This window comes from Ornithinimicrobium carbonis (genome assembly GCF_977012275.1).
Genome location: NZ_OZ348993.1, coordinates 1,098,064 through 1,117,346, shown reverse-complemented (window position 1 = coordinate 1,117,346; position 19,283 = coordinate 1,098,064). Strand labels below are relative to the sequence as shown.

General features: G+C 73.1%; 16 protein-coding genes. 8 read left to right on the top strand and 8 right to left on the bottom strand.

Annotated elements, in window-relative coordinates; all coding sequences use genetic code 11:
• Window positions 1–66 precede the first annotated feature (66 nt).
• The 7 genes from ACWHYA_RS05065 (at window position 67) to trxA (ending at window position 10,527) form a co-directional block, all read left to right on the top strand.
• A complete protein-coding gene (locus ACWHYA_RS05065) occupies window positions 67–549 on the top strand; it encodes an NUDIX domain-containing protein (protein ID WP_425943394.1) in 483 nt (160 codons plus the stop codon).
• A gap of 7 nt (window positions 550–556) precedes the next feature.
• Window positions 557–3,457 carry a DUF6049 family protein gene (locus ACWHYA_RS05060; RefSeq protein WP_425943395.1) on the top strand — a complete coding sequence of 967 codons (2,901 nt, stop codon included), beginning with the start codon at window positions 557–559 and terminating at the stop codon, window positions 3,455–3,457.
• Window positions 3,454–7,179 (top strand): murein biosynthesis integral membrane protein MurJ, encoded by a 3,726-nt coding sequence (gene murJ, locus ACWHYA_RS05055; protein ID WP_425943396.1) that lies wholly within the window; start codon window positions 3,454–3,456, stop codon window positions 7,177–7,179. The genes ACWHYA_RS05060 and murJ overlap by 4 nt, the downstream gene beginning before the upstream one ends.
• Before the next feature lie 57 nt (window positions 7,180–7,236).
• Window positions 7,237–7,758: an RNA polymerase sigma factor SigM gene (gene sigM / locus ACWHYA_RS05050; protein WP_425943397.1), complete on the top strand. Its 522-nt coding sequence runs from the start codon at window positions 7,237–7,239 to the stop codon at window positions 7,756–7,758.
• Between the two features lie 217 nt (window positions 7,759–7,975).
• Window positions 7,976–8,920, top strand: a complete 945-nt coding sequence (locus ACWHYA_RS05045; RefSeq protein ID WP_425943398.1) for a hypothetical protein — start codon at window positions 7,976–7,978, stop codon at window positions 8,918–8,920.
• A gap of 185 nt (window positions 8,921–9,105) precedes the next feature.
• Window positions 9,106–10,116: a thioredoxin-disulfide reductase gene (gene trxB, locus ACWHYA_RS05040; RefSeq protein WP_425943399.1), complete on the top strand. Its 1,011-nt coding sequence runs from the start codon at window positions 9,106–9,108 to the stop codon at window positions 10,114–10,116.
• Between the two features lie 87 nt (window positions 10,117–10,203).
• Entirely contained in the window at window positions 10,204–10,527 is a 324-nt protein-coding gene (gene trxA / locus ACWHYA_RS05035; RefSeq protein ID WP_425943400.1) for a thioredoxin, read from the top strand.
• Window positions 10,528–10,638: 111 nt separating this feature from the next.
• On the opposite strand, the gene ACWHYA_RS05030 is transcribed toward trxA, so the two are convergent.
• From ACWHYA_RS05030 to rpmH, 8 genes are all read right to left on the bottom strand, one after another.
• Window positions 10,639–11,769, bottom strand: coding sequence for a ParB/RepB/Spo0J family partition protein (locus ACWHYA_RS05030; protein WP_425943401.1), 1,131 nt, complete (start codon window positions 11,767–11,769; stop codon window positions 10,639–10,641).
• A complete protein-coding gene (locus tag ACWHYA_RS05025; protein WP_425943402.1) occupies window positions 11,766–12,545 on the bottom strand; it encodes a ParA family protein in 780 nt (259 codons plus the stop codon). The genes ACWHYA_RS05030 and ACWHYA_RS05025 overlap by 4 nt, the downstream gene beginning before the upstream one ends.
• A 748-nt stretch (window positions 12,546–13,293) precedes the next feature.
• Window positions 13,294–14,061 (bottom strand): 16S rRNA (guanine(527)-N(7))-methyltransferase RsmG, encoded by a 768-nt coding sequence (gene rsmG / locus ACWHYA_RS05020; protein WP_425943403.1) that lies wholly within the window; start codon window positions 14,059–14,061, stop codon window positions 13,294–13,296.
• A gap of 17 nt (window positions 14,062–14,078) precedes the next feature.
• The gene (locus ACWHYA_RS05015; protein ID WP_425943404.1) at window positions 14,079–15,170 is read right to left on the bottom strand and encodes a Jag family protein; all 1,092 of its coding nucleotides are present in this window, start codon (window positions 15,168–15,170) and stop codon (window positions 14,079–14,081) included.
• 90 nt (window positions 15,171–15,260) lie between these two features.
• Entirely contained in the window at window positions 15,261–16,235 is a 975-nt protein-coding gene (gene yidC / locus ACWHYA_RS05010; RefSeq protein ID WP_425943405.1) for a membrane protein insertase YidC, read from the bottom strand.
• A gap of 7 nt (window positions 16,236–16,242) precedes the next feature.
• Window positions 16,243–16,626: a membrane protein insertion efficiency factor YidD gene (gene yidD, locus ACWHYA_RS05005; protein ID WP_425943406.1), complete on the bottom strand. Its 384-nt coding sequence runs from the start codon at window positions 16,624–16,626 to the stop codon at window positions 16,243–16,245.
• A complete protein-coding gene (gene rnpA, locus ACWHYA_RS05000) occupies window positions 16,623–17,036 on the bottom strand; it encodes a ribonuclease P protein component (protein WP_425943407.1) in 414 nt (137 codons plus the stop codon). Before rnpA ends, yidD begins: the two co-directional genes overlap by 4 nt.
• 26 nt (window positions 17,037–17,062) lie before the next feature.
• Window positions 17,063–17,200: a 50S ribosomal protein L34 gene (gene rpmH / locus ACWHYA_RS04995; protein ID WP_425943408.1), complete on the bottom strand. Its 138-nt coding sequence runs from the start codon at window positions 17,198–17,200 to the stop codon at window positions 17,063–17,065.
• A 367-nt stretch (window positions 17,201–17,567) separates the two neighbouring features.
• Here rpmH and dnaA point away from each other — a divergent pair, with 367 nt between their 5' ends.
• Window positions 17,568–19,151, top strand: coding sequence for a chromosomal replication initiator protein DnaA (dnaA, locus tag ACWHYA_RS04990; RefSeq protein ID WP_425943409.1), 1,584 nt, complete (start codon window positions 17,568–17,570; stop codon window positions 19,149–19,151).
• Window positions 19,152–19,283 lie beyond the last annotated feature (132 nt).

The window sequence follows — 19,283 nt, the reverse complement described above, 5'->3', positions numbered from 1 at the left end:
GGCGACCCCGCTGGAGGGCCCGCGAACCTGTGGGCAGCCTCTGGGACGGGTGGTTACAGTGTGAGGATGACCACCACTCCCCGGCACCAGGGCGTCAGCAGACGCCTGCCGTCGGTGAGCGAGACCTCCGCGGGCGGGGTGGTCATCGACGTCCACGAGGGACGGGCGCGGATCGCGATCATCGCCCGTCGCAACCGGTCCGGCCGGATCGAGTGGTGCCTGCCCAAGGGCCACGTCGAGCCGGGCGAGACGCTCGTGGAGACGGCTGAGCGGGAGGTCGAGGAGGAGACCGGGATCCGGGGGCGGGTGCTCATCACGCTGGGCACGATCGAGTACTGGTTCACCACCCCCTCCCACCGGATCCACAAGATGGTCCACCACTACCTGCTGGAGGCCACGGGCGGGCACCTCACCATCGAGAAGGACCCCGACCAGGAGGCGATCGACGCCGCCTGGGTCCCCCTCGACGAGGTGCACCGCAAGCTGACCTTCCCCAACGAGCGCCGGATCGCCCGCGAGGCGTGGCAGCGCCTCACGCGGAGCGCCTGAGCACGACGTGCCGCGTCCAGCCCGCCGAGCCGCGTGGGCGGCCCGTCCCCGGGCTGCCGCCCTCCGCGCCGTCGTGCGCCCGCGCGACGCCGGCCGGGTCGCCCGGTCGGTGTCCACCGGTCTCCTGGCCGGCCTGGTGCTCCTGTCCTCCGGGCAGCCCGGAGCCGTGGCCGGACCGGGAGGAGCCTCCTCCCCGCGGGTGGCGGCACCGGGCAGCGCGCCGGTCCCGTCGCCCACCCCCGTGCCGGCCGCCTCGGTCCAGGACGAGGACCCCACCTCCACCGAGGGCGTGCGCATCGTGCTGGACGAGGTCGACCCGGCGGTGGCCCGGGCGGGTGAGCCGCTGGAGCTGCGGGGCCGGGTCGTCAACGACGGGCAGCGGCGCCGACGGCTGACCAGCCTCACCGTCGCGGCGACGTGGGAGCCGCTGGGGACCCGGCAGGCGGTGACCGACTGGGTGGAGGCCACCGACCCCGGCCTCGTCGCGGGCCGCGTCCTCGGGGACGACGCCATCGGTCCGGTCGTGGCTCCCGGTCGTGAGCTGCCGTTCTCCGTCCGGGTGCCTGCGGAGGCGCTGGCGGGGAGGGTCGCCGACCGCGGAGTCCTGGGGCTGCGGCTGACGGCCGAGGACGCCGAGACCCGCACGGACCCCACCGCCGCGGACGCGGTCAGCCTGCGGACCGTCCTGACGGTGGAGGCGTCCCAGGAACCGCCCGCGGTGCCGCTGTCCCTGGCCTGGGTCGTGCCGCTGACGCTTCCGGCCGACCCGGCCCTCGTCAGCCCGGACCCGCAGGTGCGCAACCCCGCCTGGTACTCCGCGGTCGGCCCGGCGTCGACCCCGCGGACCTGGCTCGACGGTCTCGACCTGCCGGGGGTCACCTGGATGGTGGACCCGGCCCTGCTGCGGACGCTCTCCCCCGCGGACTCGCTGACCGGGCCGGGGGAGACGGTTCCGGAGGAGACGGAGGAACCGGACGGCCGGCCGGAGGACGGGGGGACGGAGGACGACCAGGTGACGGATCCCACGGAGGACGATCCCTCGCGGACCGCCGTCCCGGCCCCGGCGCCTGCCCCGACCTCGGACCCCGAGGACGGGGCCCAGGGCGGTGCCACCCAGGCTCCGCCGGCCACGTCCTTCCCCACGGCCTCGCCCGCGCCGACCACGTCGTCGGACGAGGCCACCGCCACCGCGGTCCCGGCCCCCGCGCCCTCGCCGGAGGGCGGGGTCGACGACCCCGGACCGGGCGGGGACGACACCACCGACGGCGCCGGGACGGGCACCGACGACCCGGACGCCGACGGTCCTGACCTCGACGGCCTCGACGCCGAGGACGTGGAGACGGCCCTCACCCGTCTGCGCGGACGGCTCGCCCGGGTGGACGGACCACGCCTGTGGTGGTTGCCGACCGACGACCCCGACCTGTCCACCCTCGTCGACCTCGGCGTCGCGGACGGCACGGCCCAGCGGCTGCTCGACCGGCAGCCCGTCGACCCGCCCGCCCAGCTGACCCGCCTGCTGCGCCGCGGCACCTCGACGGTCGCCTGGCCGGTCTCCGACGCCCCGTCGACGGACGAGATCTCGACGCTGGCCGGGTGGTGGGACGCCCGCACCGACCCCGACGAGGGACCCGGCGCAGGGAGCCTTCTGCCGGCGGACGACGGCGGCAGCGTGCTCGAAGGGGTCGTGGTTCCACGTGAATCCTTGACGGGCAGCTCGACCGCACCGGTGGGTGCTGCCGCGGTGCCCCTCGCCGACGTGCCGGGAGTGACCGCCCTCGGGAGCGACTCCCGCATGGCCGGCCTGCTGGCCGACGCCGGTCCGGACACCGCCCAGGTCGGCGCCGGAGCGGTCACGCAGCGCCTGCTCGCGGACACCCTCGCCGCCCACCAGGAGGCCCCTGACACGGCCCGGTCGATGGTCCTGGCGCCACCCCGCGGCACCGTGGTCCCGCTGCGTCTCCTGGACCAGGTGGTCGAGGGGTTCGAGGCCGCCACGTGGACCGAGCCGGTGCGCGCCGCCGACCTGGTGGCCGCCGCCGGGGACCTGCCCCCCGCCACGCTGACCGTGGTGGCCCCGCAGGAGGACGTCCTCGGCGGGCTCACGGCATACCTCGCACCCGCGGCGTCGCCGCTGGACCCCGGTCGCGCCCGCAGCCTGGTGCGGATCGAGGACGAGCTGGACGGGCTGACCGAGGTGCTGGCCGACACCGACGCCGTGCGCTCCTGGCAGCCGGTGCTGCCCGGGCTGTGGTCGGCGCGGTGGCGCGGCGCGCCCGACCCGTGGTCACGGACGTGGAGGACGCTGCGCGACCTCAGCGCGGAGACCCGTGCGCGGGTGCACGCCAACCCGAGCACCATCAACTTCCTGTCCGACCAGGGCCTGATGCAGGTCACCGTGATCAACGACCTGCCCGTGGCCGTGCACGACGTGCAGGCCCGCCTGGTCCCCGACCGAGCCCTGCTCCGGGTCGTCGACCAGCCCGGCCCGGTCTCGATCGGGCCGGGCAGCCGCGCGACCGTCTCCTTCAGCGCCCGGGCGGTCACCCGGGGCCAGACGCAGGTCACCGCCGAGCTCACCACCCCCAACGGCACCGAGCTGGGTGACGACGCCGTCGTCGACGTCCGCGTCCAACCGACCGGCACCTGGATCTACTGGGTGCTCGGCGGCCTCGCCGGGGTGCTGCTCGTGATGGGGACGGTCCGCGCCCTGCGCCGCCCTGGACCGGACCGGGCGGCACCGGCAGCAGCGACAGCCGCGCCCACCACCCCGACCACCTCGGCCACGCCGGGCACCTCGGCCACGCCGGGCACCTCGGCCACGCCGGGGACGCCGGCACCCCCCAGCACGCCGGGCGCTCCTAGCACCCCGAGCACCCCGAGCACCCCGACCAAGGAGCAGCACCCGTGAGCGGTTCGACCTCGGCGTCCCTGGCCCGGTCCAGCGCCGTCATGGCCAGCGGCACGCTCGTCTCGCGCGTGCTGGGGCTGGCCCGTGCCGCCCTGCTGGCGGCCGCGATCGGGATCATCACGCCCGCGGCCAACGTGTGGCAGGCCGCGAACACCCTGCCCAACACCATCTACGTGCTGCTCGCTGCGGGCGTGCTGAACGTCGTCCTGCTGCCGCAGCTGGTCAAGGGCCTGGTCCGCGGCGACGAGGGCCGCGACTATACCGACCGGCTGCTCACCCTGGCGGTGGCCATCCTCGTGGGCGGCACCGTCCTGTTCGTCGCGCTGACCCCCTGGGTCACCAAGGTCTACAACCTCAGCTGGGAGTGGGGCGGCCCGGAGCTGTCCCTGGCCATCCTGTTCGCCTACCTGTGCATCCCGCAGATGCTCTTCTACGGGCTGCACACCCTCCTGGGCCAGGTGCTCGCCGCCCACCAGCGCTTCGCGGCGTTCATGTGGTCGCCGGCCCTGGCCAACGTGGTGGCCATCACCGGGATCGTCGTCTTCATGCGGCGCTACCCGCAGGCGGCCGACCCGGCCGCCCTCCCGCTGGAGGCCTGGACCGCCGGCATGATCTGGCTGCTGGCCGGCTCGGCCACCCTCGGCATCGTCGTCCAGGCGGTCGTGCTCGTCCCGGCCGTGCGTCGCACCGGCTTCCGCTGGCGACCCCGCTGGGGGTTCCGCGGGGTCGGGCTGGGGTCGGCCTCCAGGATGGCGGGATGGTCCCTGGCCGACGTCGGGGTGAGCCAGGTCGGCCTGCTCGTCGTCTACAACCTGCTGGCGTGGGTCGCCGTCGCGGCGCCCACGGCTCCGGCACGGGCGGCCTACGACAACTCCTTCCTCATCTTCATCCTGCCGCACTCCCTCGTGGCGCTGTCCCTGCTCACGGCGATCTACCCGGTGCTCTCCCGCTCCGCCGCGCAGGGCGACCTGGCCTCGATGGCCGACAGCACGGCCCGCGGCCTGCGCCTGCTGGGCACGGCGATGGTGCCGATCAGCGTGGCCATGATCATGTTCGCGCCGTACCTGATCCGGGTGATCTTCCCGACGAACGCCGACCCCTCGGCCATGGCCCCGATCGTCATGGTCCTGAGCCTGGGCCTGGTCCCGTACGGCGTCTACCTGCTGTGCGCACGGGTGTTCTACTCCTTCGAGGACGGCCGCACCCCCTTCGGCTTCCAGCTGTCCATCACCGCGATCCTCCTGGTCGTCCTGGTGCTCGCCTTCGTCGGGCCCCCGGAGCGGGCGGCGGTCACGGCGGCCGCCGGACAGGCGACGGGCCAGCTCACCGCCGCCGTCCTGGGCCTGCGGGCGGCCCGGCGGCGCCTGCCGGGCCTCGGGCTGCGCGAGGTCGCCCGGACGTTCCTGGCGGCCTCCGGCGCCGCGCTGCTGGCCGCCGTCCCCACGTGGCTGCTGCTGCGCTGGCTGCCCAGCGGTCAGCTGGACGCCGAGAGCGTGGGGTGGCTGGGCTGGACGGGCACCGTCCTGTCCCTGGGCACCGCCGGTCTGCTCTACCTGGCGATGTATGCCGTGCTGGCCCACCTCCTCGGTGTGCGTGAGCTCGCCGAGGTGGCCCGACCGCTGCTCGCCAGGATCCCCGGGGTGTCCCGACGGGTCGGTCGCGGCGGTCCGGGCGGGGCGGCCGCGGCCCAGGAGGCCACGCCGGACGCGACCGCGGCTCCCGGGGCGGCGGCCCCCGGCACACTAGGCTGGGACGACGTGGCCCCGTCCGGGGTCGGCGACCGGAAGGACAGCGACATGGACCGGCTCGAGGTGGGCACCGTCCTCGGTGACCGCTATGCCCTCGACGAGCTGCTCGCCCGCCGCGAGGGCGGCACGCTGGACTACTGGTCCGCCCGGGACGTCACGCTCGGCCGGTTGGTCGCGGTCACCGTGCTGCCGGCCGGCGGGGAAAACGCCGGTACGGCCCAGGCCGCCCTCGACGGAGCCCGCCGGGTGGCCTCCGTCGACGACCCCCGGCTCGTCCGGGTCCTGGACGTCGGGAGCGAGGACGGCCTGAGCTGGATCGTCGAGGAGGGCCTCAGCGAGGCCGAGTCGCTCGCCTCCCTCGTCTCCGAGGCCGCCCTGCCGCCCGAGGAGGCCCGCCGCATCGTCGGGGAGGCCGCCTCCGGCCTGGAGTCGGCCCGGCGTCGCGGCCTGCACCACCTGTACCTGAACCCGCACTCCGTCCTGCGCACGAGCGACGGCACCGTGAAGGTCTCCGGGGTGGGGGTCGCCTCGGCGCTGGAGGGCACCGACGACGTCACCGCCGACGAGGCCTCGATCATCGACACCGCAGACCTGGTGAGCCTGCTCTACACCGGGCTCACCGGCCGGTGGCCGGGCGAGGAGATGCCCGGTGTCCGGCTGGCCCGACGGCTGGCCGACGACTCGCTGCCAGCCCCGTCCGAGCTTGTCGGCGGCGTTCCCGGGGACCTCGACGCCCTGTGCCGGATGGTGCTGGGGACGGGCGCCGACCTGGGACGGGCGCCCCACACCCCGGGCGAGCTGGCCCGCCAGCTGTCCCCCTGGGCCTCGGAGATAGTGCACGGCTCCCGTCCGCCGTCGCTGAGCGCCCCGACACCCGACCGGGGCGGCGACCCGGCCTCGGGGGCGCTGACGGGTGCCGCCGGTGCCACGGCGGCCGCCGCGGCGGCGCACCCGGCCGACACCGAGCACCTGCGCGGCGACGACACCGCCGCGGAGGGCTCCGACGTCACGGCCGTGGTCCCCCGCCCCTACTACCGGGTGGACGACGGCGACGACATGGGTGACCTGCTCGACGCCGGCGCCGACCGCACCGGCCCGGGCCCACGGGTCACGGCCGCGGGAGGACCGGCGGTGGACCCCTCGTCCGAGCGGCCCTCCACCGCCGAGATGCTGGGGGTGCGCAGCACCGGGGAGCGGCCCTCCCCCCGTCGCCGTTCGACGGGCGCCCGGCCCGCCGCCGCCCCCGGTCCCGTGGGGCTCGAGGAGGAGCGCTCCACCGGAGCCCAGACCGCCGTGGTGGCCCTGGTCCTGGTCGGGCTGCTGGGACTGGCAGGGGTGCTCGGCTGGAGCGCGATCCGGGGGATGGGTCAGGACGAGCCCGACGACCCGGCGGCCCCCGTGGCCACCGCGACCGACGACAGCGGCGCAGCGACCGACGACGCGGCAGCCACCACCGGCGCGGGCGGTGACGACGGAGCCGCGACCGACGCCGCGGCCACCACCGAGGCCGGCGAGGCCGCACCCGCCCCCGCCCCGGCCGACGGCGCCGGTCCGACCGTCCAGGGCATCACCTCCTTCGACCCAGAGGGGGACGGGGACGAGCGCAACGACCTGGCCCCCCTGGCCGTCGACGGCGATCCCGGGACCGCCTGGACCTCGCACACCTACCTCTCCCCCGGCTGGGGCAGCCTGAAGACCGGGACCGGTCTGGTCCTCGACCTCGGCGAGGGCGCCGAGGTCTCCGAGGTCGTCGTCGAGCTGGCCGAGGGTGACATGGGCGCGACCCTCTACCTCGCCGACGAGCCGACCATCGACGGCGCGACGGCGCTCGGCAGCGACGAGGCGGCCACCGGCACCTGGACCGTGAGCCCGGAGGAGCCCGCCACCGGTCGCTACCTCGTGCTGTGGTTCGACCGCGCGTGGACCTCGCCCGCCGGGGAGATCGTCGGCGTGCGGGAGATCACCGTCGGCTGATCGACGAGGGTGGTGGCACCGGTGCGGGGGTGGGTGGACGTGGACGACGCGGAGCTCATGCGTCTGCACCAGGCCGGGGACCCGGACGCCTTCGGTGAGATCTTCCGCCGGCACAAGGACCGCATGTGGGCCCTGGCCCTGCGCACCACCCGGGACCCGGAGGTGGCCGCCGACGCCGTCCAGGACGCCTTCCTGAACGCCTTCCGGCGGGCCGGCACCTTCCGCGGGGATGCCCGGGTGACCACCTGGCTGCACCGGATCACGGTCAACGCGTGCCTGGACCGGCTGCGCCGCGTGCGTCCCACCCTGGACATCGCCGACCACGAACCGGTGGAGCCGCGCGACGGTCACCACGCCGTCGACGTCCGGCTGGACGTGCGGGCCGCCCTGGCGCAGCTGCCGCAGGGCCAGCGGCTGGCCCTGACGCTGGTCGACATGCACGGGCTCTCCGTGGCCGAGGCCGCCGCGGTGCTCGAGGTCGCCGAGGGCACCGTGAAGTCCCGCTGCTCCCGCGGCCGGGAGGCCATGGCGCGGCTGCTGCGGCCGACGGCGGACGGCGCCCCGGAGGGTCGGCGATGAGCGCCCCGCGACGTGCTGCGGCCCGGGCCCGATCCTCCCCCCGGCCCGCCACGAGGTCCTCGGCCTCCGGAACGCACCCGTCGGGAACCGTGGCGCCGGGCCGCTCGTCCTACACCCGTGGGCCGGACCCGGCCCGCCACCACCGTGCCGGACCCCCCGGCCGGTCCGCCCCCGGCCGGAGCACCCCGGCCCGTACGTCGCGCGAGGAGGCCGCCCTGTGACGCCCACCGACGCATCGCACCCCGGTTCCTCCGGTCCCGGCTCCGAGGCGGACCCCACCGGTATCCGTGCGCTGCTGTCCTCCCTGCCCGACCCGGGTCCGATGCCGGAGGACCTGGTCCGCCGGATCGAGGCCAGGCTGGCCGTCGAGGCCCACGCCGCTGCTCGGCCCTCGTCCCGACCCCGGCCCGCGGACCACCTCGTGGACCTGGCTGCCGAACGCTCCCACCGCCGTCCTGGCCGGGCCGTGGCCATCCTGGGCGTGGCGGCCGCCGGACTGCTCGCCACCACCGTTGGTCTGGGCCAGGCCCTCGACGGAGGCATCTTCGGTTCGCGCCCCGCGATGGACACCGCGGCCCAGTACCCCTCCGGTGCCGACGCCGCCGGCGCGGGTGGGCAGGCGGACGCTGGTGCCGGGCAGGACGACGCCGGCGACGACGGGTCCGGCGCGGACGAGGACGCCGTCACCGACCAGAGGTCGGGCGACTCCGCGACGGAGATGGACGACGGGGCGGCTGCCGGAGGTGCACAGGGCGGAACCGAGGATGCGGCCGGCTCGATGATGGCGGCCGACGCGCCGAGCCTGCCCGAGGACGTGCAGATCCTGGGCTCGCTGGGCACCGTGACGCGCGAGGACTACCTCGGGCGTGTGCAGCAGGTCGCCGACGGGAGCACCCCGCAGGCCGAGGCGGGGCGACTGACGTGGTCGCAGGTCGCCGGGTGCTGGTCCGCCACCGGTTCCCCCCACCGGTGGGACTCGGTGCACGCCGCCGAGGCGGAACTGTCCGACGACCCCGTCGTCGTCCTCCTGGGCACGTCGGGTGACCGGGGAGAGGCCTTTCTCATGCCGTGGCCCTGCACCACCGTGGCGGAGTCGGCGGGCGACGCCGCCGCGCCTCCTCCGCTGCCGCTGGACCACGCCGCCTGGCCCTCGGACCCCTGAGGGCGCCCGTCCCCGCACGCCGGGGGCGGACCTAGGAAGCCGACCGTCGGGAGGAGCCTCCAGGAGACGGGTCGACCGTGCGGCCCACCGCTCGACGGGCCGGGAACAAGTCGGGCGCGGGCGGGGTTTTGGGAGTACACGATCCGCACGGCCCGCGCCCCGGCGCGCCCTCCAGGAAGGACCTCATGACCAACTTCATCGATCCGGTCGGCCTGACCCCCGCCGTCCAGCCCTCGAGCGACGGGCTGCGTGAGGTCATCATCATCGGGTCCGGCCCGGCCGGGTACAGCGCCGCCGTCTACGCCGCCCGCGCAAACCTCGCTCCGCTCGTCTTCGAGGGGTCGGTCACCGCCGGCGGTGCGTTGATGAACACGACCGAGGTCGAGAACTACCCCGGTTTCGCCGACGGGATCATGGGACCCGAGCTCATGATGAACATGCGGGAGCAGGCGGAGCGCTTCGGTGCCGAGCTGGTGCGGGACGACGTCGTCGAGGTGGACCTCGCCGGGGAGATCAAGACCGTCACCGACGGGTCCGGCCAGGTGCACCGCGCCCGTTCGATCATCCTGGCCATGGGCTCGGCCTACCGCGAGCTCGGCCTGCCCGACGAGCACCGGCTCTCCGGGCACGGCGTCTCCTGGTGCGCCACCTGCGACGGAGCCTTCTTCCGCGACCAGGACATCGTCGTCATCGGAGGCGGCGACTCCGCGATGGAGGAGGCCACCTTCCTCAGCCGTTTCGGTCGCACGGTCACCGTGATCCACCGGCGCGACGAGCTGCGTGCCAGCAAGATCATGGCTGAACGCGCCCAGAACGACCCCAAGATCTCGTTCATCTGGAACACCGAGGTCACCGCCCTGAACGGCGACCCGAAGCTGTCGTCGATCACGTTGCGGGACACAGTGACCGGTGACACCCGCGAGCTGGAGACCAAGGGGCTGTTCATCGCCATCGGGCACGACCCGCGCAACGAGCTCATCACCGGTCAGGTGACGCTGGACGACGAGGGCTACGTCGTGGTCCAGGGGCGCACGACCGCCACCGACGTGCCGGGCGTCTTCGCCTGCGGAGACCTCGTGGACCACAGCTATCGCCAGGCCATCACGGCGGCCGGCACGGGGTGCTCCGCCGCCCTCGACGCCGAGCGCTACCTGGCCACCCTCGACGCCCACCAGGACGTGGCCGTCGCGGTCTGAGCCTCCCTCGGACCCCTCCTCGACGAAAGTCCGACCCACGGTCGACTACCCTCGACCCCGTACCCGAGACCGAAGGAAACACCACCCATGGCCATCATCCAGACCAGCGACGCCACGTTCACCGAGGACGTGCTCCAGCACGACGGCCCCGTCCTCGTCGACTTCTGGGCCCCCTGGTGCGGCCCGTGCAAGATGATCGCGCCCGTCCTGGAGGAGCTCTCCCAGGAGTGGGGCGACAAGCTGAAGATCGCCAAGCTCAACACCGACGACAACCCTGAGACCACGCGGGCCTACGGCATCACCGGCATCCCGACGATGAACGTCTACCAGGGTGGCCAGGTCGTGAAGACCCTCGTGGGCGCTCTGCCGAAGAAGAAGCTGGCCAAGGAGATGGAGCAGTTCACCTCCTGAACCACCGGGCAGCGCGCCCGACGCGGCACTGAGCCGCGGACCGAGGCCGTCCACACGGGTTGTCCACAACCCTGTGGACGGTCTTCGTGTTTCTGTGGATGAACGACCCCGTCAGGTGCGGCCCAACGCCTCCAGGATGCGCTCGAGGTCGTCCTTGCCGGCGAACTCCACGGTGATCTTGCCCCGTCGCCGCCCCATGGTGACCTGGACCCTCGTCTCCAGGCGTTCCGAGAGCGACTCGGCCACCTCCTGCAGCTCGGGAGCGGGCGTCGTCGTCGAGCGGCCCCGTGGCCGCGGCGTGGTCCGGTCCTCACCCAGGACGACAATCTCCTCCACGGACCGCACGGACAGCCCCTCGGCCACGATGCGCTGCGCCAGGCGTTCCATCGCGGCACCGTCCTTCAGACCGAGCAGCGCGCGGGCGTGGCCCGCGCTCAGGACGCCGGAGGCGACGCGCCGCTGGACCAGCGGCGGCAGCTTCAGGAGGCGGATCGTGTTGGTGATCTGCGGGCGGGAGCGGCCGATCCGGGTGGCCAGGTCCTCGTGCGTGCACCCGAAGTCGTCGAGGAGCTGCTGATAGGCCGCGGCCTCCTCGAGCGGGTTGAGCTGGGCGCGGTGGAGGTTTTCCAGGAGCGCGTCGCGAAGCATGTGCTCGTCGTCGGTGCTGCGGATGATGGCGGGGATCGTCGTCAACCCGGCGTCACGGCTGGCCCGGAGCCGCCGTTCGCCCATCACCAGCTCGTAGGCTGCCTGTGGGTCGCCGTCCTGGGTCGTCGCCGCCTGCGAGGTCACCGCCCGCACCACCACGGGCTGCAGCACACCGAGCTCGCTGATGCTGGCGACGAGCTCGGCGAGCTCGTCCTCGTCGAAGACCTGTCGGGGTTGGCGGGGGTTCGGACGGATGGCGTCGACCGGGACCTCGGCGAACGTCGCTCCGGGCACCGGGCCCAGTCCGAGGTCGGACGGGGATCCACCGCCCGCCCCTACCGTCCGACCGTCCTCGGAGCCGTCGGTGTTTCCCGTGAAACCGTCGGTGTACGCGCGCGCCCCGGTCGCGACGCCGGAGTCCTCCAGCACCGCGACGCCCATCCCGTGGTCCTGGTCCCGGGCACGGTCCTGCTCCTCGGTGGATCGCTGACCACCGGGCCGGGGGAAGAAGACGTCGGTCGGGCGGTCACCTCCTGGTCCGGAGGGGATGAGGGCACCGAGCCCCTTCCCCAGGCCACGACGGCGGTCAGTCATGCGGACACCTCCTGCTGCCGCATCTGCGCGGCAGCCTCGACGTAGGACAGGGCACCCGTGCTGGCCGGGTCGTAGGTGATGACGGTCTCTCCGTGGCTGGGCGCCTCGCTGATCCGGACCGAGCGGGGGATCGCAGCCTTGAGCACCCGGTCGCCGAAGTACTCGCGGACCTGCTCGGCGACGTCGGCGGACAGTCGGGTGCGGGCGTCGTACATCGTCAGCAGGATCGTGGAGATGGTCAGTCCTGCGTTGAGGTGCTGCTGGATGAGCTCGACGTTCTTGACCAGCTGGCTCAACCCCTCCAGTGCGTAGTACTCGCACTGGATGGGGATGAGCACCTCGTCGGCGGCCACGAACGAGTTGACCGTGAGCAGACCGAGGCTGGGCGGGCAGTCGATGAGCACCAGGTCGATCTCCTGTCCCGGCGGCCGGCTCTCGAGGAACGTCTGCAGGGCACGACGCAGACGGTTCTCGCGTGCCACCAGGGGCACCAGCTCGATCTCGGCCCCCGCCAGGTCGATGGTGGCCGGCGCCCCGAACAGTCCGGACACGTGGGGTGACTCCACAACCACGTCGGCGAGCGGCACGCCGTCGATCAGGACGTCGTAGACCCCCGTGGTGCCGCTCGCGTGCGGGATGCTCAGGGCGGTGCTCGCGTTGCCCTGCGGGTCCATGTCGATCAGCAGGACCCGCAGGCCCGCACGGGCCATGGCGGCAGCCAGGTTGACCGCCGTGGTGGTCTTGCCGACGCCACCCTTCTGGTTGGCGACGGTCATCACCCGGGTTCCGCTCCAGGAATGGGTCGACGGTGGATCAACGGTCGACAGAGGCGCAGGAGGGGGTGACGGCCTCGACGACGTCGAGCGCCTCATCGGCTCTGCGCCCAGGGGCGGTGCTGCTGGGGCGCCGGCCGGCCTGCTCGACGGAGCGCGGAATTCACGGGCGACTCCGGTGTCCTGTTCTCCCGGGGTCCTGCTCGACGGTGATGTTTCACGGGAAATGCTGGATTCTCGTTCCTTCGGTCCGCCCGGGGACGATGTTTCACGCGAAACGCTGGTGTTCCGATCCTCGACCGTCGTGCTGAACGACGACGTTTCACGCGCAGCGGCCGGACCCGGAGCCGCGCGACCGTTCGTCCGAACCTGGCCGGTCTTGGCCCCCCATGTTTCACGCGAAACCTCGTGACGGTCCCGCGTCGCCCACGCCACCTGCTCCAGGGTGGTCCCGGGCCACCCCAGCGGCGGATGCGCGGCGAACGTCGTCGACCAGCGGGCGTCGACCCAACGATCGCGGTCAGGACGTCGCGGCCATCCCAGGGCCTCGCGGTGAGTACTAGACATGAGGGCCACATCATCGCCGATGTGGGCGTCCCCACCAAGCCGCCATCCCCAGGGACGGCCAGGTGAAGCCACCATCGTCCTCTCGACCGAGCACGCGCACCCATCAACCGCCCGAGCAGTCGAGGAAATGGGCGCCGGCCCCGTGGTCCCACGACCGGTTTCACGTCCGTCGGAGGACAGCGGATCAGCCCTTCCCGCGCAGTCCCTGGGCCCGCTTGCCACCCGCACGTCGGGTCCTGGCCCGCCCCCCGCCGGCGGGTCCACCCGCGGCGGGTCCGTCGGCGAGGAGCTGCTCCGGACGGACGATCTGCACGACGTTGACCGGATCCACCCCCTCCTCCTCCAGGCGCAGGACCCTGGCCCCCTCGACGCCCATGGTCCGCAGCAGGGTCCCCGCGGCGGCCAGCTCCCCCTCGGCAGCGGCTCCCTTGAGGGCGAGCAACCGTCCCTGGGGCTCGAGCAGCGGGAGCGTCCACTGCACCAGCGTGGGCAGGGCTGCGACGGCACGAGCCGTGACCACGGGGGCACTGAGCTGCACCTGTTCGGCACGTCCCCGGTGCACGACCGCGTTGTCCAGCCCGAGGAGGTCGATGGTGCGTTCCAGCCAGGTGGTCCGCCGCAGGAGGGGTTCGACCAGGTGCACCGTCAGGTCGGGACGCGCGACCGCGAGCACGATGCCGGGAAGCCCGGCACCGGAGCCCACGTCGATGACGGAGGACCCAGGAGCCAGGAGCCGCTCCAGCAGGACGCAGTTCAGCACATGACGCTCCCAGAGACGGGGTGCCTCCCGTGGCCCCACGAGACCGTGGGCGATCCCCGTGGTGGCCAGCTCCTCGGCATACCTTCGCGCCAGCGGCGCACGGTCGCCGAACAGCCGCGCCACCGTCGGCGGGGTCTCGGGCAGGCCGCCAGGGCCGGCCGTGCCTGCGGGCTCCGTGCCGTCGTGGGTCATGCTGGTCGGTCCGCGGGTCAGGAGGGCAGGACGACCACGTAGCGCGACGGCTCCACGCCCGCCGACTCCGAGCGCAGACCAGCGGCGAGCACCTCGTCATGGACGACCTTGCGCTCGAACGCCGTCATCGGCTCAAGCTCCTTCGGCGTCCCCGACTCCGTCACCTCGGCCACCGCGCGGCGCGCGGTGGTCACCAGGGCGGCCCGGCGGTCCGCACGGTAGCCGGCGACGTCCAGCATGAGCCGGCTCCGCTCGCCGGTCTCGGCCTGAACGGCCAGACGGGTCAGCTCCTGCAACGCGTCCAGCACCTGACCTCCCGGGCCCACGAGCCGACCGGGGGCCACACCGTCCTCGGAGTCCACGATGGCCACCGCGGCGCGGTCGTTCTCGATGTCGACCTCCAGGTCCCCGGACAGGTCGGCGATGTCCAGCAGGCCCTCGAGGAAGTCTGCGGCCACCTCTCCCTCACGGACGAGCTCTTCGGTGCGCTCCTTGCCGAGGGCACGACGGGGAGCGGTACCGCCGGGACCGAGGTCACCAGACGTCTCGTCCGTCTCGTCCGTCTCGGTCGTCTCGTCCGAATCATCAGAAACGCTCGCCTCGTCCGTCTCGTCCGAGACATCAGAAACGCTCGCCTCGTCCGTCTCGTCCGAGACATCAGAAATGCTCGCCTCGTCCATGTCGTCCGAGACATCGGAAACGGTCGTCTGGTCCGTGCCGGCTGAACCAGCAGCGACCGCCGCGTCCGTCTCTCCGGCACCCTCAGAACGGACGGGCCCGTCACCGTCGGCGCTCTCGGGGTCCACCGCGTCCCTGACGTGAGCGGGGGCCGAGGTCCCGGCGTCGACCGACTCGTCTGCCTCGCCCTGCTCGCCTTCGGTGGTCGCGCCGTCCTCGGCACCCCCCTCGTCCCCTGCGGTGGCCGTGCCGCCCCCCGCGGTCAGAGCGTCCGACGCCACGGACGCCGCCTCGTCCTGCCCGGACGCCTCGTCGTGCCCGGGCGCCGTTTCATGCGACGCCGTCGTGGCACCGTCCTGGTCGGGCTCCCGCATGCCGCTGTCCGGGTTCTCGTGGGTGCCGCTGTCCGGGTTCTCGTGCGTGGTGCTCATCTGATCTCCTCGGGTGGTCCGTGCGCCGCCGCGGCGCTGCGTGGACGGGGGTCTGGGGTGGTGCACCGGGCGGTGGGTGCCCGGCCGGGGTCAACGCTTCTTCGCGCGCTTCTTGCTCTTGGGCTGGGCCCGCTGACCGGGCTTGCGCTGCTGCTCCGCCTGGGACGCCGCCTCGCGCTCGGCGAGCAGCTTCGGGTTCTTCAGCTGGATGCCGGTGGCGTCTCGGCCCTTGCGCGCCATCCGCTCGCGGTAGGCCTTCTCCGCCGGCGAACCGGGGGCGGGCATGTTGCGGATGACGAAGAACTGCTGACCCATGGTCCAGAAGTTGCTCACCGTCCAGTAGATGAGCAGGGCCACCGGGAAGTTCACACCGGTGACCGCGAAGACGACGGGCAGCACGTAGATGAGCATCTGCTGCTGCTTGGCCATCGGGCTGTTGAGCGCCTCCGGCGACATGTTCTGACGCATCAGCTGGTGGCTGGTGATGAACTGCGTGCCCGACATCACCAGGATCAGCACGAGGGACAGGATCTTGGCCGACATGTCCTGGTCGTGCAGGAAGGTCGAGGTCAGCCCCGCCCCGAGGATGTCGGACTCTGCCATCTTCGTGGCCAGCTCGCGGGTGAACAGCCCCAGCGGCTCGGACCGGCCCTGGGAGACCGCCTCGGCGCTGTTGAGCAGCCGGAAGAGGGCGAAGAAGAACGGCATCTGGATGAGGATCGGCAGGCAGGCGCCGAACGGGTTCGCACCGGCCTCCCGGTAGAGCCCGAAGGTCTCCTCCTGGAAGGCCTTCTGGCTGGCCTGGTCCTTCTTGCCCTTGTACTTGGCCTGGATCTTGACCAGCTCCGGCTGCACCATCTGCAGGCGCCGCTGGCTCCTGATCTGCCGGATCATCAACGGCGTCAGCAGGGCACGCAGGGTGACGACCAGCCCGATGATCGCCGCCACCCAGGTCCACCCGCTCGTGTCCGACAGGCCCGCCTGGGTCAGCAGCCACTCGAAACCGACCAGGATCGCGGAGTCGAACCAGATGAACGGGAAGAGGATCGTGTCGAAGAATCCCATGGGGTCCTCAGTCTCGGCGGCGGGGCTGGCCCACCGGTGGGGTGGTCCGGGGCCGGTCCTCGTGGTCCGGTCCGGAGTGGGTATGGGGTGTGTCGGCGCCCTCCCGCGCCGGCACGTGGTCGACGCCACCGCGGGCCCAGGGGTTGCACCGCAGCAGACGCAGCGCCGTCATCCAGGTGCCGCGCAGGGGTCCGAACCGCTCCAGGGCCGTGACGGAGTAGGCCGAGCACGAGGGGTAGTAGCGGCACACCGGCCCCAGCAGGGGGGACAGGGTGCGCTGGTACAGCTGCACGAGCCACACGAGGGGTTGCCCCAGGCGGCTGCGCCGCTCGCCGGCCGGCACCCCTCCGCGGTGCACGTCCCGCATCGTCCCCGGCGTGCCCGCCGTCATCGGTCCGCTCCCGTCCCGGTGCCGCGGTCCCCGCCGGGGCTACCGGGGCTGCTGGTCGGCGCCGGGAGCACGCGTTCCAGCGCACGGTCCAGGTCCACGCCCAACGACGCCGAGGTGGCCGTGGACGCGGGCGGCTGGGCCCGCACCACGAGGTCCCACCCCGGAGGGAGGCGGTCCAGACGGTGCGCCACCAGGGCCCGAAGGCGACGGACCACCCGGTGGCGCACCACGGAGTTGCCGACCGCCTTGGACACCACAAAACCCACGCGCGGCCCGCGCGTGGGTGTGGTCGGTGCGGCGTGCACGACGAGCAGCTCGGTGCCCGACCGGCGCCGCGCGGCCCCCTGCCGTCCCCTCAGCACGGCCCGGTAGTCCTCGGGCCGGGTCAGCCGGTGACGGCGCGGCAGCATCGACAGCGCCGAAGGGGCCGTCGGACTCAGGCCGACAGGCTGCTGCGGCCCTTGGCGCGGCGGGCGGCCAGGATGGCCCGCCCCGCGCGGGTCCGCATCCGCAGACGGAAGCCGTGCTTGCGGGCCCGGCGACGGTTGTTCGGCTGGAACGTGCGCTTGCTCATTGCTGTGCTCCGGGGAGACGGGGACGCGGTGACGTCCGTGGTTCATGGGTGGCCCCGGGCGGTACGGCGCCCATGGGCAGGCGGAAGCGACCGGAAATCGGCCTCGGTCAACGGTACGGGAGCCGTCCCCGGTGGTCAAACCACCAGCGAACGGGCGGTGACCTCGGGGCAACCCGCCATGGTCTCGCGTGTGGCGCCGAAGGAGCCGGAGACACGCCGAGGGCCGGTGGATCGGTCCGGACCCCCCACTTGCCGGGGCTGGTCGAGCCTGTTAGCGTCGCGCTTTCCGACCCTCGTCATCCACGGCTCGTCCACAGCTGTGGACAACCATGTGGACAACGGCAGGGGACCCACCGAGCATGAGGGGATGAGCAGGTCAATGGCGAACGGTGGCTCCCCGGTCGACACCACGCAGGTGTGGCGGAGGGTCGTCTCCGAGCTCGAGGACTCCGGCCTGGGAGCACGCGAGCGCGCCTTCCTGCGCCTCACCCGTCTCGTCGGCGTCCTGGACTCCACCGTGCTCCTGGCCGTGCCCTACCAGCACACCAAGGACACGCTCGAGACGACGCTTCGCCAGCCGATCGTCACCTCCCTCTCCGAGCAGCTCGGTGAGGACGTCCGCCTGGCGATCACCGTGGACGAGGACCTGCGCCAGCAGGTCGAGGACGAGAGCGACGAGCCGGCCGGCGGCTCCTCCGGCACGGCCGCCGAGGACGCCACGGCATACCCCAGCCCGACCGGGGGGCACCCCGGGAGCGAGGCGGGCGATCCTCTCCACGACGGACACCCCGGGGCCGCGGGCATCCCGGGCCGGCCATCGGGACTGGGCGGTCATCCAGACCGGGCCAACGGCCACGGCGGCACCGGGCGCATGCCCGAGGCGGCGCGCGGGGTCGAGCGCGCGGCGCTCGAGGAGGCCAGGCTGAACCCGAAGTACACCTTCGACACCTTTGTCTCCGGCTCCTCCAACCGGTTCGCCCACGCCGCCTCCCTGGCGGTCGCCGAGTCGCCGGCGCGCGCCTACAACCCGTTGTTCATCTACGGCGAGTCGGGGCTGGGCAAGACGCACCTGCTCCACGCGATCGGCCACTACGCGCGGACGCTGAACCCCGGGGCACGCGTGCGCTACGTGAACTCCGAGGAGTTCACCAACGACTTCATCAACTCCATCCGCGACCAGAAGGCCGGAGCCTTCCAGCGGCGCTACCGCACCGTCGACTTCCTGCTCATCGACGACATCCAGTTCATGCAGGGCAAGGAGCAGACGGTCGAGGAGTTCTTCCACACCTTCAACACGCTGCACAACAGCGAGAAGCAGGTCGTCATCACCTCCGACCAGCCGCCCAAGCGGCTGTCGGGGTTCGCCGAGCGGCTGCGCAGCCGCTTCGAGTGGGGTCTGCTCACCGACGTGCAGCCACCCGACCTGGAGACCCGCATCGCGATCCTGCAGAAGAAGGCCGCGCAGGAGGGTATGCAGCTCCCCGACGAGGTGCTCGAGCTCATCGGGACGAAGATCACCACCAACATCCGCGAGCTGGAGGGCGCCCTCATCCGGGTCATGGCCTTCGCCTCGCTGTCCGACCGTCCGCCGGACGCCGATCTGGCCGCGCACGTGCTCAAGGACATCATCCCCAGCGCCGAGTCGGCCGCGATCACCCTCCCGGTGATCATGGAGGAGGTGGCGACCTACTTCCGGATCAGCCCGGACGACCTGTGCGGCTCCTCCCGCTCGCGCACGCTCGTCAACGCGCGCCAGATCGCGATGTACCTGTGCCGCGAGCTCACCGACCTCTCCCTGCCCAAGATCGGCCAGGCCTTCGGCGGGCGCGACCACACCACGGTGATGCACGCCGACCGCAAGATCCGTCAGCTCATCGGTGAGCGCCGGGCCCTGTTCGACCAGATCACCGAGCTCACCGGGATCATCCGCAAGGCCGCTGCCGCCCGCTGAGGCTCGGCAACCGGCGGCCCCGCTCCGCCACGGAGGGCCACCGTGCGCGTGCGCCCCGCTGGGGCTCGGACGGCCCCGTGCCCCCGTTCCGCATCGGCCGGTCGTCCACAGGTGTGGACAGACCTGTGCGTT

Excerpts from the sequence above, each read along its gene's own strand:
- ACWHYA_RS05030 (WP_425943401.1), bottom strand. The coding sequence starts at position 11,769 with ATGACTGACCGCCGTCGTGGCCTGGGGAAGGGGCTCGGTGCCCTCATC.
- trxA (WP_425943400.1), top strand. The coding sequence starts at position 10,204 with ATGGCCATCATCCAGACCAGCGACGCCACGTTCACCGAGGACGTGCTC.
- ACWHYA_RS05015 (WP_425943404.1), bottom strand. The coding sequence starts at position 15,170 with ATGAGCACCACGCACGAGAACCCGGACAGCGGCACCCACGAGAACCCG.
- ACWHYA_RS05065 (WP_425943394.1), top strand. The coding sequence starts at position 67 with ATGACCACCACTCCCCGGCACCAGGGCGTCAGCAGACGCCTGCCGTCG.
- rpmH (WP_425943408.1), bottom strand. The coding sequence starts at position 17,200 with ATGAGCAAGCGCACGTTCCAGCCGAACAACCGTCGCCGGGCCCGCAAG.
- trxB (WP_425943399.1), top strand. The coding sequence starts at position 9,106 with ATGACCAACTTCATCGATCCGGTCGGCCTGACCCCCGCCGTCCAGCCC.
- dnaA (WP_425943409.1), top strand. The coding sequence starts at position 17,568 with ATGAGCAGGTCAATGGCGAACGGTGGCTCCCCGGTCGACACCACGCAG.
- rsmG (WP_425943403.1), bottom strand. The coding sequence starts at position 14,061 with ATGACCCACGACGGCACGGAGCCCGCAGGCACGGCCGGCCCTGGCGGC.
- ACWHYA_RS05025 (WP_425943402.1), bottom strand. The coding sequence starts at position 12,545 with ATGACCGTCGCCAACCAGAAGGGTGGCGTCGGCAAGACCACCACGGCG.
- sigM (WP_425943397.1), top strand. The coding sequence starts at position 7,237 with ATGCGTCTGCACCAGGCCGGGGACCCGGACGCCTTCGGTGAGATCTTC.
- rnpA (WP_425943407.1), bottom strand. The coding sequence starts at position 17,036 with ATGCTGCCGCGCCGTCACCGGCTGACCCGGCCCGAGGACTACCGGGCC.
- yidC (WP_425943405.1), bottom strand. The coding sequence starts at position 16,235 with ATGGGATTCTTCGACACGATCCTCTTCCCGTTCATCTGGTTCGACTCC.
- yidD (WP_425943406.1), bottom strand. The coding sequence starts at position 16,626 with ATGACGGCGGGCACGCCGGGGACGATGCGGGACGTGCACCGCGGAGGG.